Below are 22,304 nucleotides of genomic sequence, written 5' to 3'. Positions count from 1 at the left end.
GTACGGTGGTGACGCGCATCACGCATCCCGGCGGCAGGGTCGTCCACGACCTCGCAGCCGGACGAGGGAAGGACGGACATGGGGATCGAGACCTTCGACTACGTCGTCATCGGGTCGGGCAGCGGTGGCGGCGTCGTCGCCACGCGCCTGAGCGAGGACCCCGACGTCCGGGTGCTGCTGCTCGAGGCGGGCCCGGCCGACGACGACGACATGATCCACCTGCCGGCCGGCTTCTCCACCCTGTTCAAGACGTCGTGGGACTGGGGCTACCAGACCACCCCGCAGAAGCACCTCGGCAACCGCCGCGCCGACTGGCCGCGCATGAAGGCGCTCGGTGGCTGCACGTCGATGAACGCCATGATCTACATCCGCGGCAACCACGCCGACTACGACGAGTGGCGCGACGGTTACGGCGCCGAGGGCTGGGGCTACGACGACGTCCTGCCGTACTTCCGCAAGTCCGAGGGCAACCAGCGGATCCGCAACTCCTTCCACGGCAACGACGGCCCGCTGCACGTCGAGGACCGCCGCCACGACCACGAGCTCAGCACCGCGTTCGTCGAGTCGGCCGTGGCCAACGGCATGAAGCGCACCGACGACTTCAACGGCGCCGAGCAGGAGGGCGCCGGGCTCTACCAGGTCACCTGCCGCAAGGGTCGGCGCTGGTCCGTGGCCGACGCCTACATCCGGCCGGCTCTCGACCGTCCCAACCTGGTGCTGCGCACCGAGGCCTTCGTGACGTCGATCGACCTCGAGGGCACCAAGGGCGCCAAGCGTGCGGTGGGCGTCACGTACCGCCGCGGGGCGTTCACCGAGTCCGTGCGCGTGAACGGCGAGGTCGTGCTCGCCGGTGGCGCCGTCAACTCACCGCAGCTGCTCATGCTGTCGGGCATCGGCCCGGGCGCCCACCTCAAGGAGCACGGCATCGACGTGCAGGTCGATCTGCCCGGCGTCGGCCAGAACCTGCAGGACCACCCGGTCTCCGGCGTCCTCGCCCACACGCAGGACACCACCGACATCGCCGCGTCGCTCAACCTGCCCCAGCTGCTCAAGGCCCAGAAGCTCGGCCGCGGACCGCTCACCTCGAACGTCGCCGAGGCCGGTGCGTTCTTCAAGAGCCGCGACGACCTCGACCTGCCCGACCTGCAGTTCCACTTCGCGCCCACCGGCTTCTGGGACAACGGCCTGCACGAGCCCTCGAAGCCGGCGCTCACGCTCGCCGCCACGCTCGTCAACGTGCAGAGCCGCGGGCACGTGCGCCTCCGCTCGGCCGACCCGACGTGGAAGCCGGAGATCGAGGCGGGCTACCTCGACGACCGGGCTGACCTCGAGGCGCTCGCCGCCGGCATCCGTCGCGCCTGCGAGATCCTCAAGGACGGTCCGCTGGCCCGCTTCGTCAAGGCGCCGTGGGAGCCCGCGTCGCTCGACCCGACCGAGGACCAGGTGCTCGCCTCCATCGGGCGCCTGTGCCAGACGCTCTACCACCCCGTCGCCACCTGCGCGATGGGGACGGGCGACGACAGCGTCGTCGACCCGCAGCTGCGCGTCCGCGGGGTGGAGGGCCTGCGGATCGCCGACGCCTCCGTCATGCCCGCCGTCCCCCGTGGCAACACCAACGCCCCCACCATCATGGTCGGCGAGAAGGCTGCCGACCTCATCAAGGAGTCCCGATGACCTCGACGTTCGACCGTCACCCGAACCCGCCCGCCACGTCCGCCTCGGTGCCCGCCGACGGTGTCGAGACCTTCGAGTCGCTCGACCCGGCCACGGGTGACGTCGTCGGTGTCCACCCGGTCGCCGGCCCCGAGGACGTCGCGCTCGCCGTCGAGCGGGCCCGCGACGCCGCGCAGTGGTGGGGTGCCCTGAGCTTCGACGAGCGTGCCGAGCACCTGCTCACGTGGCGCAGCGTCATCACGCGCCGCATCGCCCAGCTCGCGGCGCTGTCGCGCAGCGAGACGGGCAAGCCGATCGCCGACGCCCAGCTGGAGATCGCGCTGGCGATCGACCACGTCGCCTGGGCGGCCAAGCACGCCAAGAAGGTGCTCGGCCCGCAGAACGTGCCGTCCGGTCTCGTCATGGCCAACCAGAAGTCCACGGTCGAGTACAAGCCGCTCGGCGTGGTCGGCGTCATCGGTCCGTGGAACTACCCGGTCTTCACGCCCATGGGCTCCATCGCCTACGCCCTCGCCGCTGGCAACACCGTGGTGTTCAAGCCCAGCGAGTACACGCCGGGCGTCGGCGTGTGGCTGGCCGACACCCTCAGCGAGGTCGTCGGTGGCATCCCGGTCCTGCAGACGGTCACCGGCCTCGGCCCCACGGGTGCCGCCCTGTGCACCTCCGGCGTCGACAAGCTGGCGTTCACCGGTTCGACCGCCACCGGCAAGAAGGTCATGGCTGCGTGCGCCGAGCGGCTCACGCCCGTCGTGATCGAGGCCGGCGGCAAGGACTCGCTGATCGTCGACGAGGACGCCAACATCGCCAAGGCCGCCGAGGCTGCACTCTGGGGCGGCATGTCCAACGCCGGCCAGACCTGCATCGGCACCGAGCGCGTGTACGTGCACGAGCGGGTCTTCGACGCGTTCGTCGCCGAGATCACCGAGCAGGCCCAGGGCCTGCGCGCCGGCGGCGACGCGGGCGCCCACATCGGTCCCATCACCATGCCGTCCCAGCTCGACGTGATCCGCAGCCACGTCCAGGACGCCCTGGACCGCGGTGCCACCGCCGTCGTCGGCGGCATCGACGCGGTGGGCGAGCGCTTCGTCCAGCCCACGATCCTGACCCACGTCCCGGAGACGTCCAGCGCGATCACCGAGGAGACGTTCGGCCCGACGCTGGCGATCAACCCGGTGCGCGACATGGACGAGGCGGTGCGTCTCACGAACGCCGGCAAGTACGGCCTCGCCGGTGCGGTGTTCTCCAAGCGCAACGGCATGGAGATCGCCCGTCGCATCCGCTCGGGCATGACGTCGGTCAACGGCATCATCACGTTCGCGGGCGTGCCCGGCCTGCCGTTCGGCGGCGTCGGCGAGTCCGGCTTCGGGCGCATCCACGGCCCCGACGGCCTCAAGGAGTTCACGTACGCCAAGGCCATCACGCGCCAGCGCTACGCCCCGCCGCTGAACCTCACCTCCTTCAAGCGCACCGTGCGCGACGAGAAGGGCCTCAACCTCATCGTCACGCTCCTGCACGGCGGCAAGAAGACGCTCAAGGACTAGTCCCCGCCCTGTCAGTCCCCGCCCTGTCAGTCCTCGCGTTTCGGACACCTGCGGGGCACTCCAGGGCGCGAAAGTGCCCCGGAAGTGTCCGAAACGTGGGGACTGGTCGGGCGGGGTCAGGCGAGGGCGTCGCGCACGGGCACGAGCTTGGCCTGGCTCTCGGCCAGCTCGTCGGCGGGGACGGAGTCGGCGACGATGCCGCAGCCGGCGAACAGGCGCACGCGGTGGCCGTCGGCCTCCAGCTGGGCCGAGCGCAGCCCGATGCCCCACTCGCCGTCGCCCTCGGCGCCGATCCAGCCGACCGGCCCGGCGTAGCGGCCGCGGTCGAGCCCCTCGATCTCGGCGATCAGGGCCACGGCGGCGTCGGTGGGGGTGCCGCCGACGGCCGCCGACGGGTGGAGCGCTGCCGCGAGCGTCAGGGCGCTGGCGTCGCCGCGCAGCACGGCGGTCACGTCCGTCGCGAGGTGCATGACGTTGGGCAGGTGCAGCACGAACGGGGCGTCGGGGACGTTGGTGCTGCGGCAGTGCGGGGCGAGGGCCTCGGCCACCGAGCGCACCGCGTACTCGTGCTCCTCGAGGTCCTTGCTGGACCGCGCGAGGGACGCGGCGAGCGCGAGGTCGCGGGTGTCGTCGCCGGTCCGCCGGATCGTGCCGGCCAGCACGCGCGACGTGACCAGCCCGCGCTCCAGCCGCACCAGCATCTCCGGCGTGGAGCCGAAGAAGCCGTCGACGTGGAAGGTCCAGCAGCCGGGGTAGTCCCGGGCGAGGCGACGCAGGGGGGCGCGGACGTCGAGCGGCTCGTCGAGCTCGGCCACGAGGTCGCGGGCGAGCACCACCTTGTCGAGCTGCCCGGCGGCGATGCGACGCACCGCCTCGGCCACGACGTCCTGCCAGGCGTCGCTGTCGACGGGCCCGTCGACCAGCTCGATGCCGGTCGGGTGCACGGGAGCCTCGGCGGGGACGAGCTCGGGCGCGGTCCTGATCGAGGTGCCGACGACCGTCACCCAGCTGCGACCGTCGCGCCGGCCCACCAGCACCTCGGGGACGACGAGGCTGCTGCCGCGGCCGTCGTCGGCGAAGGCGAAGCTGCCGAAGGCCACCAGCCCGCTCCCGGGCACCTCGACCTCGTCGCGCACGACGCTGTGCCGGGTGACCTCGCGCCACCAGCGGTGCGCGCGCTCGAAGCGGTCGGGGCCGTCGGTCGAGAAGGCGGCGGCACGACCCCAGCCGACGAGTCCGTCACCGTGGTGCACCCAGGCGACGGCGTCGACGTCGCGGCCCAGCAGGGCCAGGAGCGGGCCCGGGTCGTCGACCTCCACGGTGCGGGCCACGAGCGGCCTCGGCAGGGGGCTCGCTGCCGAGGCGGTGTCGACGGCTGGCGTCAGAGGGCTCGTCACCCGATCCAGGCTACTCGTGGGAAGGTAAGGAGGTGACCCGAGCAGGCCTGGACAAGGAGCCCCGCGACGTCGCGCGCATGTTCGACACCGTCGCGCGTCGCTACGACCTGACCAACGACGTGCTGTCGATGGGCCAGGACCGACGCTGGCGCCGTCGGGTCGTCGAGCTGGTCGACCCGCAGCCCGGCGAGCGCATCCTCGACCTGGCCGCCGGCACCGGCACGTCGAGCGAGCCGTTCCGTGAGGCCGGCGCCACCGTGGTCCCGTGCGACTTCTCCCTCGGCATGCTCCAGGAGGGACGTCGTCGCTTCCCGCACCTGCCGTTCGTCGCGGGCGACGGCATGCGGCTCCCGTTCGCGGACGCCTCGTTCGACGCCGTCACGATCTCCTTCGGCCTGCGCAACATCCACGATCCGGTGCAGGGGCTCAGCGAGCTGCTGCGCGTGACCCGCCCCGGCGGACGCATCGTCGTGTGCGAGTTCAGCACGCCCACGTGGGAGCCGTTCGACGCGCTCTACTCCAACTACCTCATGCGGGCGCTGCCGAGCATCGCGCGCCGCACGTCGTCGAACCCGGAGTCCTACGTCTACCTCGCAGAGTCCATCCGCGCCTGGCCCGACCAGAAGGGTCTGGCGCTGCGCATGGTCGAGGCGGGATGGGGCCGCGTGGAGTGGCACAACCTCTCCGGCGGGATCGTCGCGCTGCACCACTCCGTGCGTCCCTGAGCGGCATCCCCGCGGGGAGCACGCGCGGAGCCCGTCGTTCCAGGGCGGTCGCGAGGTTAGTGTGACCTCAGTTACAGGTGGTCCCAGCCGGGCGTAGAGTGAGGCGCAGGTCACGTTGTGAAGTGATTCACAAGGTCACGATCTCGCTCTACGTCAGGTTGCGTCGATCTCGCTGGAGGTGGCGGTGAACGAGTACACACCCGTTCTCGTCCTGGGTGCGCTCGCGGCAGGGTTCGCCGTGTTCAGCGTGGGCATCGCCCCGTTCACCGGGCCCAAGCGGTACAACCGCGCCAAGCTCGACCGCTACGAGTCCGGCATCGAGCCCAGCCCGCTGCCCGAGGGCGGCGGCAAGGTGAGCATCAAGTACTTCTTTACCGCGATGATGTTCATCGTCTTCGACATCGAGATCGTCTTCCTCTACCCCTTCGCGGTCGCCTTCGACCAGATGAGCTGGTTCGCGGTCTTCGCGATCCTGCTGTTCCTCGTCAACGTCACGATCGCGTACGCCTACGAGTGGCGCCGCGGTGGAATGGAGTGGACCTGATGGGTCTCGAGGAGAAGCTGCCCAGCGGCGTCCTGCTCTCGACGGTGGAGGGCCTCGCCGGCTACATGCGCAAGGCCTCGTTCTGGCCCGCGACCTTCGGGCTCGCGTGCTGCGCCATCGAGATGATGACGTTCGGCGCGCCCCGGTTCGACTCCTCGCGCTTCGGCATGGAGGTCTTCCGGCCCAGCCCGCGCCAGGCCGACCTGATGATCGTCGCCGGTCGCGTGAGCAACAAGATGGCCCCCGTCCTGCGCCAGATCTACGACCAGATGGCCGAGCCCAAGTACGTGCTCGCCATGGGCGTGTGCGCCAGCTCCGGCGGCATGTTCAACAACTACGCGATCGTCCAGGGCGTCGACCACGTCGTCCCCGTCGACATGTACCTGCCCGGCTGCCCGCCGCGGCCCGAGATGCTGATCGACGCGATCCTCAAGCTGCACGACCAGATCCAGCACACCAAGCTCGGTGCCAACCGCCTCGCGGAGATCAAGGCCGACGAGCAGGTCGCGCTGTCGGCCACGCCGACGTCGGCCATGAAGGGCCTGATGCGCTGATGGCGAACGAGAAGAAGAAGCCCGCGAGGAAGCGGGCCCCCAAGAAGAAGGCCGCCGACCAGGCGGAGAAGCCCGCGGTGGGTGACAAGACCGAGACTGTCGACGCCCACACCGACACGCAGGACCGCTCCCACGACCCGAAGCAGCCGGCGGCCGCGCCAACCGACCAGGTGGTCCCCAGCGACGCCGAGACGCTCGAGGTCGTCGACGTCCGCGAGGGCATGTTCGGCGTGCACGGCACCGGCGACACGAGCGGCTACGGCGGCATGACCCGTCCGGTGGCCATGCCCGCCCCCTCGCAGCCGCCCTTCGGTGCCGGGGGGACCAGCTGGTGGGACGACGTCCACGGCCGGCTCGCCACCCTCACCGAGGAGACCGGCGCGATCGAGAAGGTCGTCGTCGACCGCGGTGAGATCACCTTCTTCGTCCGCCGTGAGGCCCTCGCCGACACTGCCCGCCACCTGCGCGACGACCCGGCCCTGCGCTTCGAGTTCTGCAGCAGCCTCTCGGCCGTGCACTTCCCGCACGAGACCGGCCGCGAGCTCCACGTCGTCTACCACCTTCTGTCGATGACCCACAACCGCCGCATCCGGCTCGAGGTCACCTGCCCCGACGCAGACCCGCACGTGCCCAGCGTCGTGGCCACCTACCCGACGGCCGACTGGCAGGAGCGCGAGGCCTGGGACATGTTCGGCATCGAGTTCGACGGCCACCCCGCCCTCACCCGCATCCTCATGCCCGACGACTGGCAGGGCCACCCCCAGCGGAAGGACTACCCGCTCGGAGGCATCCCGGTCGAGTACAAGGGCGGCACGATCCCGAGCCCCGACCAGCGCAGGAGCTACTCGTGACGAGCACCCACGAGACCGGCACTCACGACGCGTACGCCGGCACCAGCGAGACGTCGTCGGGACCGGTCTTCACGGTCACCGGCCAGGACTGGGACACCATCGACGCCTCGGCCGTCGACGGTGACCGCATCGTCGTCAACATGGGCCCGCAGCACCCGTCGACGCACGGCGTGCTGCGCCTGATCCTCGAGATCGACGGCGAGACCGTGAAGGACGCCCGGCCCGGCATCGGCTACCTGCACACCGGCATCGAGAAGAACATGGAGTTCCGCACCTGGACGCAGGGCGTGACCTTCTGCACCCGCATGGACTACGTGGCCCCGTTCAGCAACGAGGCCGCCTACGTGGCCGCGACCGAACGGCTGCTCGGGATCGAGGACGACGTCCCCGAGAAGGCGCAGGTCATCCGCGTCCTCATGCTCGAGCTCAACCGCATCAGCTCCCACCTCGTGTGCATCGCCACGGGCGGCATGGAGATCGGCGCGCTGACGGTCATGACCTGCGGGTTCCGCGACCGCGAGCTGATCCTCGACCTGTTCGAGGCGATCACCGGGCTGCGCATGAACCACGCGTACTTCCGCCCCGGCGGCGTGGCGCAGGACCTGCCGGCCGGGGGCCTGCAGCAGCTGCGCGACACCGTGGCGGTGCTCAAGAAGCGCCTGCCCGAGTACGCCGCCCTCTGCAACGCCAACCCGATCTTCAAGGGCCGCCTCAAGGGCGTCGGCCACCTCGAGCTCGACGGCTGCCTCGCCCTCGGTCTCACCGGCCCGCCGCTGCGCGCCACGGGCTACGACTGGGACCTGCGCCGCAAGCAGCCGTACTGGGGCTACGACACGTACGACTTCGACGTCGTCACCTGGGACGAGCCCGACGCCTACGGCCGCTTCCGGGTGCGCCTGGAGGAGATGTGGCAGTCCATGCGCATCGTCGAGCAGGCCATCGACCGCCTGGCGACCCTCGAGGGAGCGCCGGTCATGGTTGACGACCCGAAGATCGCGTGGCCGGCCAAGCTCAGCGTCGGCTCCGACGGCCAGGGCAACTCCGCCGAGCACATCCGGCACATCATGGGCGAGTCGATGGAAGCGCTCATCCACCACTTCAAGATCGTCACCGAGGGCTTCCGGGTCCCGCCCGGCCAGGCCTACGTGGCCATCGAGGCGCCGCGCGGCGAGATCGGCTGCCACGTCGTGTCCGACGGCGGCACCCGCCCGTACCGCGCGCACTTCCGCGATCCCAGCTTCATCAACCTGCAGGGCACGTCGATCATGAGCGAGGGCGGGATGATCTCCGACGTCATCGTGGCCATCGCCAGCATCGACCCGGTCATGGGCGGAGTGGACCGATGAAGCGCACGGCTCCTTCGGCCCCCTACGCGCTGCGCGCGTGGGGGTGCCCCCAGCCGTTCCAGCGGCTCGTTCCTCGCCGCTGCCAGGCTTCGCCTGGGCGCCTGCCTCGCTGCGCTCGGCCTATGGGCACGTCCGGAGGTGTCGCGTGAGTTTTGACGAGACCACGGTCGCCGAGCTCCGCGAGCTCATGGGGCGGTACCCGCAGGCGCGCTCCGCGCTGCTGCCGATGCTGCACCTGGTGCAGTCCGTGCAGGGCAGCGTCACGGCCGAGGGGATCGAGCTCTGCGCAGAGCTGCTCGGCCTCTCGGCGGCCGAGGTGTCCGGCGTCGCGACCTTCTACACGATGTACAAGCGTCGGACGATGGGCGAGCACCACGTGGGCGTGTGCACGAACACCCTGTGCGCGGTGATGGGCGGCGACCTGATCTTCGAGCGGCTCAAGGAGCACCTCGACGTCGGCAACGACGAGACCACCGCCGACGGCAAGGTCACCCTCGAGCACATCGAGTGCAACGCGGCCTGCGACTACGCGCCCGTGCTGACCGTCAACTGGGAGTTCATGGACAACCAGACGCCGGAGTCCGCCGTGGACCTGGTCGACCGGCTGCGTGCCGGCGAGCAGGTCACCGCCAGCCGCGGGGCCACGATCACCAGCTGGCGCGAGGCCGAGCGGGTGCTCGCCGGCTTCGAGGACGGCCGCGTCGACGAGGGCCCGTCCGCGGGAGCCGCGTCGCTGGTGGGTCTGGAGATCGCCCACGAGCGCGGCTGGTCCGCCCCGCCGCTCGACACGACCGCCGGCGGCCCCACGAGCGCGGCGACCGAGTCCAAGGCCGCTGCCGAGGCGGAGGCCGACACCGGTCGGGCCGAGGACGAGACCGTGGCGGAGGAGTCCGACGCCGATGTCGAGGGTGGCGGGTCGAAGGAGAGCGATGACTGACGTGCTGACGCCGGTGCTGAGCCGGAACTGGGCCGACGAGCGGTCCTGGACCCGTGCGGCCTACGAGGAGCGCGACGGCTACGCGGCCCTGCGCTCGGCGCTCGACATGGCGCCCGACGAGATCGTCACCCTGGTCAAGGACGCGGGCCTGCGCGGCCGCGGAGGCGCCGGCTTCCCGACGGGCATGAAGTGGAGCTTCATCCCGCAGGACAACCCGAACCCCAAGTACCTCGTGGTCAACGCCGACGAGTCCGAGCCGGGCACCTGCAAGGACATCCCGCTCATGATGGCCAACCCCCACGAGCTGATCGAGGGCGTCATCATCGCGAGCCTGGCGATCCGGGCGGAGCAGGCCTTCATCTACGTGCGCGGCGAGGTGCTGCACGTCGTCCGCCGGCTCCGGGCCGCGTGCCGCGAGGCCTACGAGGCCGGCTACCTCGGAGCCGACGTGCTGGGCTCCGGCCGGCGCGTCGACCTGGTCATCCACGCCGGCGCGGGCGCCTACATCTGCGGCGAGGAGACGGCGCTGCTCGACTCGCTCGAGGGCCGTCGGGGCCAGCCCCGGCTGCGTCCGCCGTTCCCCGCCGTGGAGGGCCTGTACGCCAGCCCCACGGTGATCAACAACGTCGAGTCGATCGCCTCGGTGCCGGCCATCGTGCGCGGTGGCATCGACTGGTTCGGCTCCATGGGCACCGAGAAGTCCAAGGGCTTCACGCTCTACTCGCTGTCGGGGCACGTGAAGCGTCCCGGTCAGTACGAGGCGCCGCTCGGCATCACCCTGCGCGAGCTGCTCGAGCTCGGCGGCGGACTGCGTGACGGCTCGGAGCTGAAGTTCTGGACCCCCGGCGGGTCCTCCACCCCGATCCTCACCGCCGAGCACCTCGACGTCCCCCTCGACTACGAGGGCGTCGGCGCGGCGGGGTCCATGCTGGGCACCAAGGCCCTGCAGGTCTTCGACCAGACCACGTCGGTGGTGCGCTGCGTGCTGCGCTGGACCGAGTTCTACAAGCACGAGTCCTGCGGCAAGTGCACACCGTGCCGCGAGGGCACGTGGTGGCTCGTGCAGGTGCTGCAGCGTCTCGACGCCGGCGAGGGTCGCGAGGGCGACATCGAGCTGCTGCTCGACCTCTGCGACAACATCCTCGGCCGGTCCTTCTGCGCGCTGGGCGACGGCGCCACGAGTCCCATCACGTCGGCCATCCAGCACTTCCGCAGCGAGTTCGAGGCCGGCCTGCACACGCCGTCGGCCGAGCTGTTCCCGCCGGCGGCGTCGACCCTGTTCCCGAGCGAGGTGACCGCATGACCCTCGAGGCATCCCGCGAGACGCCGACCCCCGTCGACCTCGTCACGTGCACCATCGACGACGTCGAGGTGAGCGTGCCCAAGGGGACGCTGGTCATCCGCGCCGCCGAGCTGGTGGGCACCGAGATCCCGCGCTTCTGCGACCACCCGCTGCTCGAGCCCGTGGGCGCGTGCCGCCAGTGCCTCGTGGCGGTCCCCGACGCCGGCAACGGCCGTGGGTTCCCCAAGCCGCAGGCGTCGTGCACCCTCGAGGTCGCGCCCGGGATGGTCGTCAGGACCCAGGTCACGTCGCCCGTGGCCGAGAAGGCCCAGCACGGCACGATGGAGCTGCTGCTCGTCAACCACCCGCTCGACTGCCCGGTGTGCGACAAGGGCGGCGAGTGCCCGCTGCAGAACCAGGCCATGAGCCACGGCCGCGGCGAGAGCCGGTTCGCCGAGACCAAGCGGACGTTCCCCAAGCCGCTGGCGGTCTCCGAGCAGGTGCTGCTCGACCGCGAGCGCTGCGTGCTGTGCGCCCGCTGCACCCGCTTCTCCGAGCAGATCGCGGGCGACCCGTTCATCGCGCTCGTCGAGCGTGGGGCTCGCCAGCAGGTCGGGATCGGCCCGGCCACCGACGAGGCCGCCTTCGGTGACCGCCGGGAGGGTGGCGAGCAGCCGTTCCACTCCTACTTCTCGGGCAACACCATCCAGATCTGCCCGGTCGGCGCCCTCACGAGTGCCGACTACCGGTTCCGGTCGCGCCCCTTCGACCTCGTCTCGACGCCGTCCGTCGGTGAGCACGACGCCTGTGGCGCCGCGATCCGCGTCGACCACCGTCGCGGCGCGGTTATGCGCCGCCTGGCCGGCGACGACCCCGAGGTCAACGAGGAGTGGATCACCGACAAGGACCGCTTCGCGTTCACGTGGAGCCGCCAGCAGGACCGGCTGCGGACGCCGCTCGTGCGCGACCCGGACTCCGGGGAGCTGGTGCCGGCCTCGTGGCCGGGTGCCCTCGCCGCGGCAGCGGCCGGCCTGCGTGAGGCCGCCGGCAAGGTCGGCGTGCTGCCCGGAGGTCGCCTGACCGCCGAGGACGCCTACGCCTACAGCGTCTTCGCCCGCGCCGCCCTGCGCACCAACGACATCGACTTCCGCACCCGTCCGCACTCCCTCGAGGAGTCGGCGTTCCTCGCCGCGCGGGTGGCGGCCCGGCGCGACGTCGTCACGCGGGACCTCGAGTCGGCCTCGACCGTCCTGCTCGTGGGGCTCGAGCCCGAGGACGAGGCGGGCACGCTCTTCCTGCGTCTGCGCAAGGCCTCCACGCACGGCGTCCGCGTCGTTGCGGTGGGCTCGCACACCACGCGTGGCCTCGCCAAGTGCGGCGGTGAGCTGATCACCGCCCGACCCGGCGAGGAGGCCGCCGCGGTCGAGGCGATCGCCGCGGACGAGCTGGGCCTCGACGCCCGGGCGATCGTCCTGCTCGGCGACCGTCTCGCGAGTGCGCCCGGCTCCTTCAGCGCCGCCGTGCGTCTGGCCGAGCGCTCGGGAGCCCGCCTCGCGTGGGTGCCGCGCCGTGCGGGTGACCGCGGCGCCGTCGAGACCGGGTGCCTGCCCACCCTGCTGCCGGGAGGACGACCGGTGGGCGACGCCGAGGCGCGCGCCGACCTCGCCGCGGCCTGGGGCGTCCGCTCCGTGCCGGCCAAGGCCGGACGCGACACGAGCGGCATCCTGCAGGCCGTCGCCAAGGGCCAGCTGCGCGCCCTCGTCGTGGGCGGCGTCGAGGTCGACGACCTGCCCGACCCCGCCGCCGCGCGGGCCGCCCTGGCCGCCGCCGACTTCGTGGTCAGCCTGGAGGTCCGTGAGAGCGAGGTCACCCGTGCCGCGCACGTGGTGCTGCCGGTGGCCCCGCCCGTGGAGAAGTCCGGCACCTTCGTCACCTGGGAAGGACGGCTGCGTCCGTTCGACACGGTGCTCCAGGTGCCCGGCTCCCTCACCGACGTGCGGGTGCTCGCCGGCATCGCCGAGGAGCTCGGCGCACCGCTCGGCTTCCGCACCACCGCCGGCGCCATGCGCAGCATGCAGGAGCTGGGGCCGTGGGACGGGGCCGGCGTCGCCGACCCCGACCTGGCTGCTCCCGAGCCGTCCGCACCCGGGGCCGGCGAGGTCCTGCTGGCCACGTGGCGCCAGCTGGTCGACGACGGCCGGCTGCAGGACGGCCAGGAGCGCTACCGCGCCACCGCGCGGCCGGCCGTGCTCAAGGCGTCGGTCGCGACCCTCGCCTCGGCCGGCGTCGAGCCCGGTGGCATCGCCACGATCTCGACCGACCACGGCAGCGCCGACCTCCCGACGCAGGTCGCCGACCTGCCCGACGGGGTCGTGTGGGCGCCCGGCAACAACGGCGTCCACCTACGGGGCGTGCTCGGCGCCGACCACGGCTCGGTCGTCCGCCTGAGCGCTGGAGGTGCCGCTCATGAGTGAGCTGTTCGGCAACGAGCCGCTGTGGGTCGTCGCGCTCAAGGCACTGCTCGTCTTCGTGATCCTCGTGGTCTACACGCTGTTCAACATCTGGTTCGAGCGTCGCGTCGTGGCCCGCATGCAGCACCGCGTCGGCCCGAACGTGCACGGCCCGTTCGGCCTGCTGCAGAGCCTCGCCGACGGCGTGAAGCTCGCGCTCAAGGAGGACATCGTCGTCAAGGCGGCCGACAAGGTCGTCTACGTGCTGGCGCCGATCCTCGCCACCATCCCCGCGTTCCTGGCCTGGGCGGTCATCCCGTTCGGCCCGGAGGTGCGGATCCCGTTCACCGACACCGTCACCCCGCTGCAGCTGACCGACATGCCGGTCGCCGTGCTGTACGTCCTGGCGGTCACGTCGATCGGCGTCTACGGCATCGTGCTGGCCGGCTGGTCCTCGGGCTCCACCTACTCCCTGCTCGGCGGCCTGCGCTCGAGCGCCCAGGTGATCTCCTACGAGGTCGCCATGGGCCTGAGCTTCGTCACGGTGTTCATCTACGCCGGGTCGATGTCGACGAGCGAGATCGTGGCCGCGCAGGAGGACCTGTGGTTCTTCGTGCCGCTGCTGCCGTCGTTCATCATCTACATCATCGCCATGGTCGGCGAGACCAACCGCGCGCCGTTCGACCTGCCGGAGGCCGAGGGTGAGCTGGTCGGCGGGTTCCACACCGAGTACTCGTCACTGAAGTTCGCGCTGTTCTTCCTGGCCGAGTACATCAACATGGTCACCGTCTCGGCACTCGCCACCACGCTGTTCCTCGGCGGCTGGCGCGCCCCGTTCGGCCTCGGCCAGATCAACGACGGCATGCTCAACGAGGGCTACTGGCCCGTGCTGTGGTTCCTCGGCAAGACGCTGGGCTTCATCTTCCTGTTCATCTGGCTGCGCGGCACCCTGCCCCGCATGCGCTACGACCAGTTCATGGCGTTCGGCTGGAAGGTGCTCATCCCCATCTCGCTGGCCTGGATCGTGGCCGTGATCATCGTCCGCAAGGGCATGACCGATGGCACCTTCGACCGCCAGACGCTGTTCGTCGCGGCCGGCGTCGCGGCCGTGGTGCTGCTGATCAGCCTGTTCATCCCCGAGCGGAAGAAGCCCGAACCCGTGCCGACCAGTGCCACCGACGGCGCGACCGCGCCCGAGGGCGAGGGTCCCGCCGCGGGCTACCCGACCCCGCCCATGCCCGAGCAGTCCTGGAACCGGAAGGAGGGCGTCCGACGATGAGCCAGCAGTCGAACGGCGGAGGCAGCCTGAAGGAGACGCTGTGGGACCCGATCGCCGGGTTCGGCGTCACGTTCCGCACGATGTTCCGCAAGCCCGTCACGCAGCAGTACCCCTTCGAGAAGGTGCCGACGGCGCCGCGCTTCCACGGCCGGCACCAGCTGAACCGCTGGCCCGACGGGCTCGAGAAGTGCGTGGGCTGCGAGCTGTGCGCGTGGGCGTGCCCGGCCGACGCGATCTACGTCGAGGGTGCCTCCAACGGCACGACCGACGACGAGCGCTTCAGCCCGGGGGAGCGGTACGGCCGCGTCTACCAGATCAACTACCTGCGCTGCATCCTGTGCGGCCTGTGCATCGAGGCGTGCCCCACGCGCGCCCTGACGATGACCAACGAGTACGAGCTGGCCGACAACAACCGCGAGGACCTCATCTACGAGAAGTCCGACCTGCTGGCGCCGCTGCTGCCGGGCATGGTCGAGCCGCCGCACGGGATGATGATCAGCGACGACCACCACGACTACTACGCGGGCAAGTCGCTGCCCATCGTCGGCGTCACGAGCGGTGGCGCGACCGCGGGCGTCAGCGGCGCCGCGGACGAGTCGGAGGACCCGGCATGACCGCGTTCTGGATCATCGCGCCGATCGTGGTGGTGGCCGCCCTCGGGCTGCTGTTCGCCCGCAAGGCGGTGCACGCGGCGCTCAGCGTCGCGGTCGTCATGATCGGGCTCGCGGTGCTGTACGCCGCGCAGGGCGCCCCGTTCCTGTTCGCGGTGCAGATCATCGTCTACACCGGCGCCATCATGATGCTGTTCCTCTTCGTGCTCATGCTCGTGGGCGTGGAGTCCTCGGAGTCCCTCACCGAGACCATCAAGGGCCAGCGGCTCGCCGCGTCGGTCGCCGGTCTCGGGTTCGGCCTCGTGCTCGTCACCGCCGTCGGCCAGACGGCCCTCGGCCCGGTCACCGGGCTCGGGTCGGCCAACGAGGACGGCAACGTGTTCGGGCTCGCGGAGCTGATGTTCAGCCCCTACGTCGTGGCGATGCAGTTCACCGCCGCGCTGCTGGTCACCGCGGTGCTGGGCGCCATGGTGCTCGCGCACCGCGAGGCCCTGACGCCCCGGCGCAGCCAGGGCGACATCGCCCGGGACCGGATGGCCGAGTACGCCGCCACGGGTCGCCACCCGGGCAACCCGCCGACGCCGGGCGTCTTCGCCCGCCACAACGCGGTCGACACCCCGGCCCCGCTGCCCGACGGCACCCCCGCCGACGACTCGGTCTCGCCGAGCATCGTCGCGCGCGGCCAGCTGCGCGACGGCTTCGACGACGACATCCACGCCGTCACCGACCAGCTCCGTGACGAGGACGAGGACGACGAAGGGTTCGGGCCCCGGCGGGGCTCAGGGGCCGCGGGCCGGGAGGACCGATCGTGAACGAGTACCTCACGTTGTCGATGATCCTGTTCACCATCGGTGCGGTCGGCGTCCTGGTGCGGCGCAACGCGATCGTCGTCTTCATGTGCATCGAGCTCATGCTGAACGCGACCAACCTCGCCCTGGTCACCTTCGCCCGTCAGCACGGCAACCTCGACGGCCAGATCGCGGCGTTCTTCGTCATGGTCGTGGCCGCGGCGGAGGTCGTCATCGGCCTCGCCATCATCGTGTCCATCTACAGCACGCGTCGTACGACCTCGGTCGACGAGGCGAGCCTCCTGAAGCTCTGAAGGGGTAGGCGTGCTCGATCTCGTCTGGCTGCTCGTCGTGGTGCCGCTGGTGAGCGGCCTCGGCCTGCTCGTGTGGGGCAAGGAGGGCGACCGCGTCGGCCACCTCGTCGGCACGGCGGCCTCCGCGGCCTCGTTCGTCATCGGGCTGGTGGCCTTCGTCCAGCTCCTCGGTCGACCCGAGGACGACCGCTCGGTCGCCGACTCGCTGTTCACGTGGATCTCGGCCGGTCCGTTCAACGTCGAGATGGCCTACCGCTTCGACCCGCTGTCGGCACTGTTCGTGCTGCTGATCACCGGTGTGGGCACGCTGATCCACGTCTACTCGATCGGGTACATGGAGCACGACGAGCGGCGCCGCCGGTTCTTCGCGTTCCTCAACATCTTCATCGCGGCGATGCTCACGCTCGTGCTCGCCGACGACTACCTGGTGCTGTTCCTGGGCTGGGAGGGCGTGGGCCTGGCCTCGTACCTGCTGATCGGGTTCTGGCAGCACAAGCCGTCGGCGGCCGCCGCGGCCAAGAAGGCCTTCATGCTCAACCGCGTGGGCGACCTCGGCATGGCGCTCGCCATCATGCTGATGTTCGCGCAGCTCGGGACGTCGTCGATCCAGGCGGTCAACGCGACCGTCTCGAGCCAGGCGAGCGAGTCGGTCGCGACCGCGCTCGGCCTCCTGCTGCTGCTCGGTGCCTGCGGCAAGTCCGCCCAGGTGCCGCTGCAGGCGTGGCTGCTCGACGCCATGGAGGGCCCGACCCCGGTCTCGGCCCTCATCCACGCCGCCACCATGGTCACCGCGGGCGTCTACCTGGTCGTGCGCAGCAACGGCATCTTCGACGCCGCGCCGGTCGCGCAGACCGCGGTCGTCGTCGTCGGCCTCGTCACGCTCCTGGCCGGTGCGTGGATCGGCTGCGCGAAGGACGACATCAAGAAGGCGCTGGCCGGCTCGACCATGAGCCAGATCGGCTACATGATGCTGGCCGCCGGACTCGGCCCGGCGGGCTACGCCTTCGCGATCTTCCACCTCATCACCCACGGCTTCTTCAAGGCCAACATGTTCCTCGGCGCCGGCTCGGTGATGCACGGCATGGACGACGACGTCGACATGCGGCACTACGGCGCTCTGCAGCGAGCGATGCCCATCACCTTCGCGACGTTCGGCCTGGGCTACCTCGCCATCATCGGGTTCCCCGGGTTCTCCGGGTTCTTCTCCAAGGACAAGATCATCGAGGCGGCGTTCGCGCACTCGTTCTGGGTGGGCCTCGCGGCGCTGCTCGGTGCCGGGGTCACGGCGTTCTACATGACCCGCCTCATGGTCATGACCTTCACCTCGCCGAAGCGCTGGCTCGACGACGTGCACCCGCACGAGTCGCCGCGCGTCATGACGGTGCCGCTCATGGTGCTGGCCGCCCTGTCGGTGCTCGGCGGCGTGCTGATCCTCGGCGGCTGGATCGAGCACTGGCTCGAGCCGGTGGTCGGACCCACCGAGCACCACGAGCTCGCGGTGCCGGCGTGGGGCATGTCGATCATCGTGACGCTCGTCGTCGCGGTCGGCGTCGCCCTGGCCTGGCTCACCTACACACGGGGCTCGTTCGGACGTGGCCCCATCACGCAGGTGGCGCCGTCCGACGGCGACGTCTCCGCCTTCACCCGCGCGGGCCGCCACGAGCTCTACGGCAACACCGTCAACGACGTGCTGGCCGTGCGGCCCACGAGCCACCTCACCCGGGTGCTCGTGTACCTCGACGCCAAGCTCGTCGACGGACTGGTCACCGGCCTCGCCGACCGACTCGGCGACACCTCGCAGTTCCTGCGCAAGCCCCAGACCGGCTACGTGCGCAGCTACGCCCTCAGCATCCTCGTCGGCTCGCTCGTCGTGGTGCTCGCTCTCCTGGCGGTGACCCTCGCATGATCCTGTCCGTCCTCGCCGCCACCCCGCTCGTGGGTGCCCTGGCCATCTCGCTCATGCCGCGCTCCGCGGCGAGCGCGCGCTCGGTGAAGATCGTGGCGCTCGCCTTCAGCGTGCTCACGCTCGTGCTGTCGCTCGCGATGATGGCCCGCTACGACGTGCGGGCCGGTGGCTACCAGCTGACCGAGCTGCACGACTGGATCGGTCCCCTGGGCGCGCACTACTCGCTGGGCGTCAACGGCATCGGTCTCACGCTCGTGCTGCTCACCACGGTGCTCGTGCCCATCGTGCTGCTCGCCGCCTGGGACGACCGCATCCCCGCCAGCCGCAGCGTGAACTCCTACCTCGCGTGGATGCTCGTGCTGGAAGGTCTCGCGATCGGCGTCTTCTGCGCCACCGACGCCTTCTTGTTCTACGTCCTGTTCGAGGCGACGCTGATCCCGATCTACTTCCTCATCGGCTCCTACGGCGGAGCGGGGCGCACCTACGCGGCGGTCAAGTTCCTCATCTACAACCTGGTCGGCGGCCTGCTCATGCTCGCCTCGATCGTGGGCCTGTACGTCGTCACGGCACGCGCCGGCGACCCCACGTACCTGCTCTCGGACCTCTCGGGGCTGGAGATGAGCACCACCACGGAGCGGCTGCTGTTCCTCGGCTTCATGGCCGCGTTCGCGATCAAGGCGCCGCTCTTCCCGTTCCACACCTGGCTGCCCGACGCCGCCGGCACGGCCACACCGGGCACGTCGGTGCTCATGGTCAGCGTGATCGACAAGGTCGGCACGTTCGGCATGCTGCGCTGGTGCCTGGAGATCTTCCCCGGTGCCTCGGAGTGGGCCAGCCCCGTGGTGATCACCCTCGCGGTCATCAGCATCCTCTACGGGGCGCTGTGCGCGATCGGCCAGGACGACATCCGCAGGCTCGTGGCGTTCACGTCGGTCTCGCACTTCGGCTTCATCATCCTGGGCATCTTCACGTTCACCACGACGGCCACCGCCGGGTCGACGCTCTACATGTTCAACCACGGGCTCTCGACGGCCGCGCTGTTCCTCGTGACGGGCATGATGATCTCGCGCCGCGGGTCGGCGAGCATCCGTGACTTCGGCGGGGTCCAGAAGATCGCGCCCGTGCTCGCGGGGATCCTGCTGGTCGCCGGACTGTCGAGCCTGTCGCTGCCCGGCCTCGCGCCGTTCGTCAGCGAGTTCATGGTGCTGGCCGGCACGTTCACCCGGTCGGTGCCGGCCGCGGTGCTCGCCACCCTGGGCATCGTGCTCGCGGCGCTCTACATCCTCATCATGTACCAGCGGACGATGACCGGGCCGCTGCAGCCGGGGGCCGAGGCCGTGCGCGACCTCGAGCCGCGCGAGGTGGCCGCCCTGACCCCGGCGATCGTGCTGATCGTCGGGCTGGGCTTCTACCCGCAGCCGCTGCTCAACGTCATCAACCCCGCGGTGACCGAGGTGGTGAGCCAGGTCGGCGTCGGCGATCCCGCGCCCCGCACCCCGGCCGGCCTGGACGGGCTGAGCGACTCGGGGGCCTACGTCCCGACCGGTGAGTCGCACGAGACGGAGGGTGGTCACTGATGTCGACGCTGCTGCCGATGCACCTGCCGATGGTGAGCGACCGACCCGACATCGCCGCGCCCACCGTCGAGTGGTCGCTCGTCTCCCCGCTGCTGGTCGTGGGCGGCGTGGCCATGGTGGCCGTGCTCGTGGAGACCTTCTGGCCGCGCCGCACGCGGTTCGCCGCCCAGGCCCTGCTCGCCGCCGTCGGCATCGTGGCCGCGCTCGCGGACACGGTGCGGGTCTACCTGTCCCTCGACCGCATCGAGGGCGACGTCACGGCGCGCGGCTCGGTCGTCACCGAGGGCGCCCTCGCGGTGGACGGGCCCGGCGTGTTCACCTGGGCGCTGCTGCTGCTGTTCGCCCTGCTCAGCGTGGCCCTGTTCGCCGAGCGTCGCCTCGACGGCGGGCTCAGCGCATTCACCGGCCGGGCGGTCGATCCTCCCGGCTCGGCCGGCGAGGCCGAGGCCACGACGCTGCGCCTCGAGCACACCGAGACCTTCCCGCTGGCGCTGTTCGCGCTGACGGGCATGATGCTCTTCGCCACCAGCAACGACCTCATCACCATGTTCGTGGCGCTCGAGGTCATGAGCCTCCCGCTGTACCTGCTGTGCGGTCTCGCGCGGCGTCGGCGCCTGCTCAGCCAGGAGGCTGCGCTCAAGTACTTCCTGCTGGGTGCGTTCTCGTCGGTGTTCTTCCTCTACGGAGTCGCCCTGGCGTACGGGTACTCCGGCAGCTTCCGGCTCTCGGAGATCGACACCGCGGTCACGTCGCGCACCGGCGGTGAGCACCTGCTGCTCGCGGCCGTCGCGCTCATCAGCGTCGGCATGCTGTTCAAGGTCGGCGCGGTGCCCTTCCACCAGTGGACCCCCGACGTCTACCAGGGCGCCCCCACCCCGGTCACCGCGTTCATGGCGGCCGGCACGAAGGCCGCGGCGTTCATCGCGTTCATGCGCGTGCTGTTCGTGGCCTTCGGCGGAGCCTCGTGGGACTGGCGTCCGACCCTCTGGGTGATCGCCCTGCTGACGATGGTCGTCGGCTCCCTCATCGCCATCGCGCAGACCGACGTCAAGCGCATGCTCGCCTACTCGTCGGTGGCGCACGCCGGGTTCCTCATGGTGGGCCTGGCCGGCGCCTACGTGGCCGACACCGACCGGATCACCTCGGTCTCGGGCATCCTCTTCTACCTCGGTGTCTACGGCGTCGCCTCCATCGGGGCGTTCGCCGTGGTCACGGTGGTGCGCGACGCCGGGGGCGAGGCCACGCACCTGTCGCGGTGGGCCGGGCTGGGCAAGGAGTCGCCGTTCCTGGCCGGGTCGTTCGCCCTGTTCATGCTGTCCTTCGCCGGGATCCCGCTCACCGGCGGCTTCATCGGCAAGTGGAGCGTGTTCAGCGCCGCCTGGTCGGGCGGGTACGGCGCCCTGGTGGTCGCCGGCGTGCTGACCAGCGCCGTGGCGGCCTACTTCTACGTGCGCGTCATCGTGCTGATGTTCTTCACCGACCCCGTCGGCGACGGGCCGACGGTCGCGCTGCCGAGCCTCTTGACTACGGTGGTCATCGCAGCAGCCGCTGTGGGCACGGTGGCCATGGGCATCCTTCCAGGGCCGGTGCTCGATCTCGCTCAGCACGCGGGCACCTTCGTGCGCTGAGCCCACCGGACCAGGAGCAGACGTGTCGCTGGGAGTCTCGTTCGACGACCCGACCCTCGAGGAGCGCGTGCGCCTCGGGGTGGAGGCCGTCGAGCGTCGCCTCGCGGAGGCCGTCGACAGCCCTGACCCGTTCGTGGCCGAGGCCGCCGCGCACCTCGTGAACGCCGGGGGCAAGCGTTTCCGGCCCCTGCTCGTGGTGCTCGCCGCGCAGCTGGGCGACCCCGACCACCCCGACGTGGTGCCGTCGGCCGTCGTCGTGGAGCTCACCCACCTGGCCACGCTGTACCACGACGACGTGATGGACGAGGCCCCGTTGCGGCGGGGGGCGCCGAGCGCCAACGACCGCTGGGGCAACTCGCTGGCGATCCTCGTGGGCGACTACCTGTTCGCGCAGGCCTCCGAGCTCGTCTCGACGCTGGGCACCGAGGCCGTGCGCATCCAGGCCGAGACCTTCTCGCGGCTCGTCCGCGGGCAGATCCGCGAGACCATCGGTCCGTCCGAGGGTGAGGACGCGCTGCAGCACTACCTCGACGTCGTGGCCGACAAGACCGGCTCGCTGATCGCCACCTCGGCGCGCTTCGGGGCGCGGGCGGCGGGCACGAGCGAGCAGGTCGAGGCCGCGCTCACGGAGTTCGGCGAGCGCATCGGCGTGGCGTTCCAGCTGAGCGACGACGTGCTCGACATCGCCAGCGAGAGCGACGACTCGGGCAAGACGCCCGGGACCGACCTGCGCGAGGGCGTCCCGACACTGCCCACGCTGCTCGCCCTGCGCGGCACCGACCCGGCCGACGCCGAGCTGCGCGAGCGGCTCGCCGGTCCGATCGAGGACGACGCCGTGGTCGAGGAGGTGCTCGCCGCGCTGCGGGTGCACCCGGCCATGGCCGAGGCGCGCGCGCACGT

The 22,304-nt window shown here is 71.0% G+C and carries 19 protein-coding genes; 18 read left to right on the top strand and 1 reads right to left on the bottom strand.

Going from position 1 to position 22,304, the window contains the following annotated elements:
- Window positions 1-78 precede the first annotated feature (78 nt).
- Entirely contained in the window at window positions 79-1,674 is a 1,596-nt protein-coding gene (locus NUV38_RS10985) for a GMC family oxidoreductase (RefSeq protein ID WP_257729162.1), read from the top strand.
- On the top strand, window positions 1,671-3,215 hold the full coding sequence (locus tag NUV38_RS10980; protein WP_257729161.1) for an aldehyde dehydrogenase family protein: 1,545 nt from the start codon (window positions 1,671-1,673) through the stop codon (window positions 3,213-3,215). Before NUV38_RS10985 ends, NUV38_RS10980 begins: the two co-directional genes overlap by 4 nt.
- A gap of 116 nt (window positions 3,216-3,331) precedes the next feature.
- Here the strand turns inward: NUV38_RS10980 and NUV38_RS10975 are convergent, their stop codons facing one another.
- Complete coding sequence (locus tag NUV38_RS10975) at window positions 3,332-4,612, bottom strand: isochorismate synthase MenF (protein WP_374626865.1); 1,281 nt, start codon at window positions 4,610-4,612, stop codon at window positions 3,332-3,334.
- A gap of 32 nt (window positions 4,613-4,644) precedes the next feature.
- On the opposite strand from NUV38_RS10975, the gene NUV38_RS10970 reads away from it, so the two are divergent.
- The 16 genes from NUV38_RS10970 to NUV38_RS10895 form a co-directional block, all read left to right on the top strand.
- A complete protein-coding gene (locus tag NUV38_RS10970; protein ID WP_257729160.1) occupies window positions 4,645-5,337 on the top strand; it encodes a demethylmenaquinone methyltransferase in 693 nt (230 codons plus the stop codon).
- A gap of 184 nt (window positions 5,338-5,521) precedes the next feature.
- On the top strand, window positions 5,522-5,881 hold the full coding sequence (locus tag NUV38_RS10965; RefSeq protein WP_055964037.1) for an NADH-quinone oxidoreductase subunit A: 360 nt from the start codon (window positions 5,522-5,524) through the stop codon (window positions 5,879-5,881).
- Window positions 5,881-6,435, top strand: coding sequence for an NADH-quinone oxidoreductase subunit B family protein (locus NUV38_RS10960; RefSeq protein ID WP_055964040.1), 555 nt, complete (start codon window positions 5,881-5,883; stop codon window positions 6,433-6,435). Before NUV38_RS10965 ends, NUV38_RS10960 begins: the two co-directional genes overlap by 1 nt.
- Complete coding sequence (locus tag NUV38_RS10955; RefSeq protein ID WP_257729159.1) at window positions 6,435-7,286, top strand: NADH-quinone oxidoreductase subunit C; 852 nt, start codon at window positions 6,435-6,437, stop codon at window positions 7,284-7,286. The genes NUV38_RS10960 and NUV38_RS10955 overlap by 1 nt, the downstream gene beginning before the upstream one ends.
- 98 nt (window positions 7,287-7,384) lie before the next feature.
- Window positions 7,385-8,632 (top strand): NADH-quinone oxidoreductase subunit D, encoded by a 1,248-nt coding sequence (locus NUV38_RS10950; RefSeq protein ID WP_257729215.1) that lies wholly within the window; start codon window positions 7,385-7,387, stop codon window positions 8,630-8,632.
- A gap of 187 nt (window positions 8,633-8,819) precedes the next feature.
- On the top strand, window positions 8,820-9,569 hold the full coding sequence (gene nuoE, locus NUV38_RS10945) for an NADH-quinone oxidoreductase subunit NuoE (RefSeq protein WP_374626916.1): 750 nt from the start codon (window positions 8,820-8,822) through the stop codon (window positions 9,567-9,569).
- Window positions 9,562-10,872 carry an NADH-quinone oxidoreductase subunit NuoF gene (nuoF, locus tag NUV38_RS10940; protein ID WP_257729157.1) on the top strand — a complete coding sequence of 437 codons (1,311 nt, stop codon included), beginning with the start codon at window positions 9,562-9,564 and terminating at the stop codon, window positions 10,870-10,872. Before nuoE ends, nuoF begins: the two co-directional genes overlap by 8 nt.
- Window positions 10,869-13,325 carry an NADH-quinone oxidoreductase subunit G gene (locus tag NUV38_RS10935; protein WP_257729156.1) on the top strand — a complete coding sequence of 819 codons (2,457 nt, stop codon included), beginning with the start codon at window positions 10,869-10,871 and terminating at the stop codon, window positions 13,323-13,325. The genes nuoF and NUV38_RS10935 overlap by 4 nt, the downstream gene beginning before the upstream one ends.
- Entirely contained in the window at window positions 13,318-14,580 is a 1,263-nt protein-coding gene (gene nuoH / locus NUV38_RS10930) for an NADH-quinone oxidoreductase subunit NuoH (RefSeq protein ID WP_257729155.1), read from the top strand. The genes NUV38_RS10935 and nuoH overlap by 8 nt, the downstream gene beginning before the upstream one ends.
- Window positions 14,577-15,194: an NADH-quinone oxidoreductase subunit NuoI gene (nuoI, locus tag NUV38_RS10925; RefSeq protein WP_257729154.1), complete on the top strand. Its 618-nt coding sequence runs from the start codon at window positions 14,577-14,579 to the stop codon at window positions 15,192-15,194. Before nuoH ends, nuoI begins: the two co-directional genes overlap by 4 nt.
- Window positions 15,191-16,003 (top strand): NADH-quinone oxidoreductase subunit J, encoded by an 813-nt coding sequence (locus NUV38_RS10920; RefSeq protein WP_257729153.1) that lies wholly within the window; start codon window positions 15,191-15,193, stop codon window positions 16,001-16,003. Before nuoI ends, NUV38_RS10920 begins: the two co-directional genes overlap by 4 nt.
- 20 nt (window positions 16,004-16,023) lie before the next feature.
- Window positions 16,024-16,293, top strand: coding sequence for an NADH-quinone oxidoreductase subunit NuoK (gene nuoK, locus NUV38_RS10915; protein ID WP_055966220.1), 270 nt, complete (start codon window positions 16,024-16,026; stop codon window positions 16,291-16,293).
- A gap of 10 nt (window positions 16,294-16,303) precedes the next feature.
- Entirely contained in the window at window positions 16,304-18,199 is a 1,896-nt protein-coding gene (gene nuoL, locus NUV38_RS10910) for an NADH-quinone oxidoreductase subunit L (RefSeq protein ID WP_257729152.1), read from the top strand.
- On the top strand, window positions 18,196-19,776 hold the full coding sequence (locus tag NUV38_RS10905) for an NADH-quinone oxidoreductase subunit M (RefSeq protein WP_257729151.1): 1,581 nt from the start codon (window positions 18,196-18,198) through the stop codon (window positions 19,774-19,776). The genes nuoL and NUV38_RS10905 overlap by 4 nt, the downstream gene beginning before the upstream one ends.
- Window positions 19,776-21,404, top strand: coding sequence for an NADH-quinone oxidoreductase subunit NuoN (nuoN, locus tag NUV38_RS10900; RefSeq protein ID WP_257729150.1), 1,629 nt, complete (start codon window positions 19,776-19,778; stop codon window positions 21,402-21,404). The genes NUV38_RS10905 and nuoN overlap by 1 nt, the downstream gene beginning before the upstream one ends.
- Window positions 21,405-21,432: 28 nt before the next feature.
- Window positions 21,433-22,304: polyprenyl synthetase family protein (locus tag NUV38_RS10895; RefSeq protein WP_374626907.1), on the top strand; the 872-nt coding region annotated here is incomplete at its 3' end.

Source organism: Aeromicrobium sp. 50.2.37 (assembly GCF_024655735.1).
GTDB lineage: Bacteria > Actinomycetota > Actinomycetes > Propionibacteriales > Nocardioidaceae > Aeromicrobium.
The sequence above is the reverse complement of the archived record's forward strand: the minus strand, read 5'-3'. Positions and strand labels throughout refer to the sequence as shown.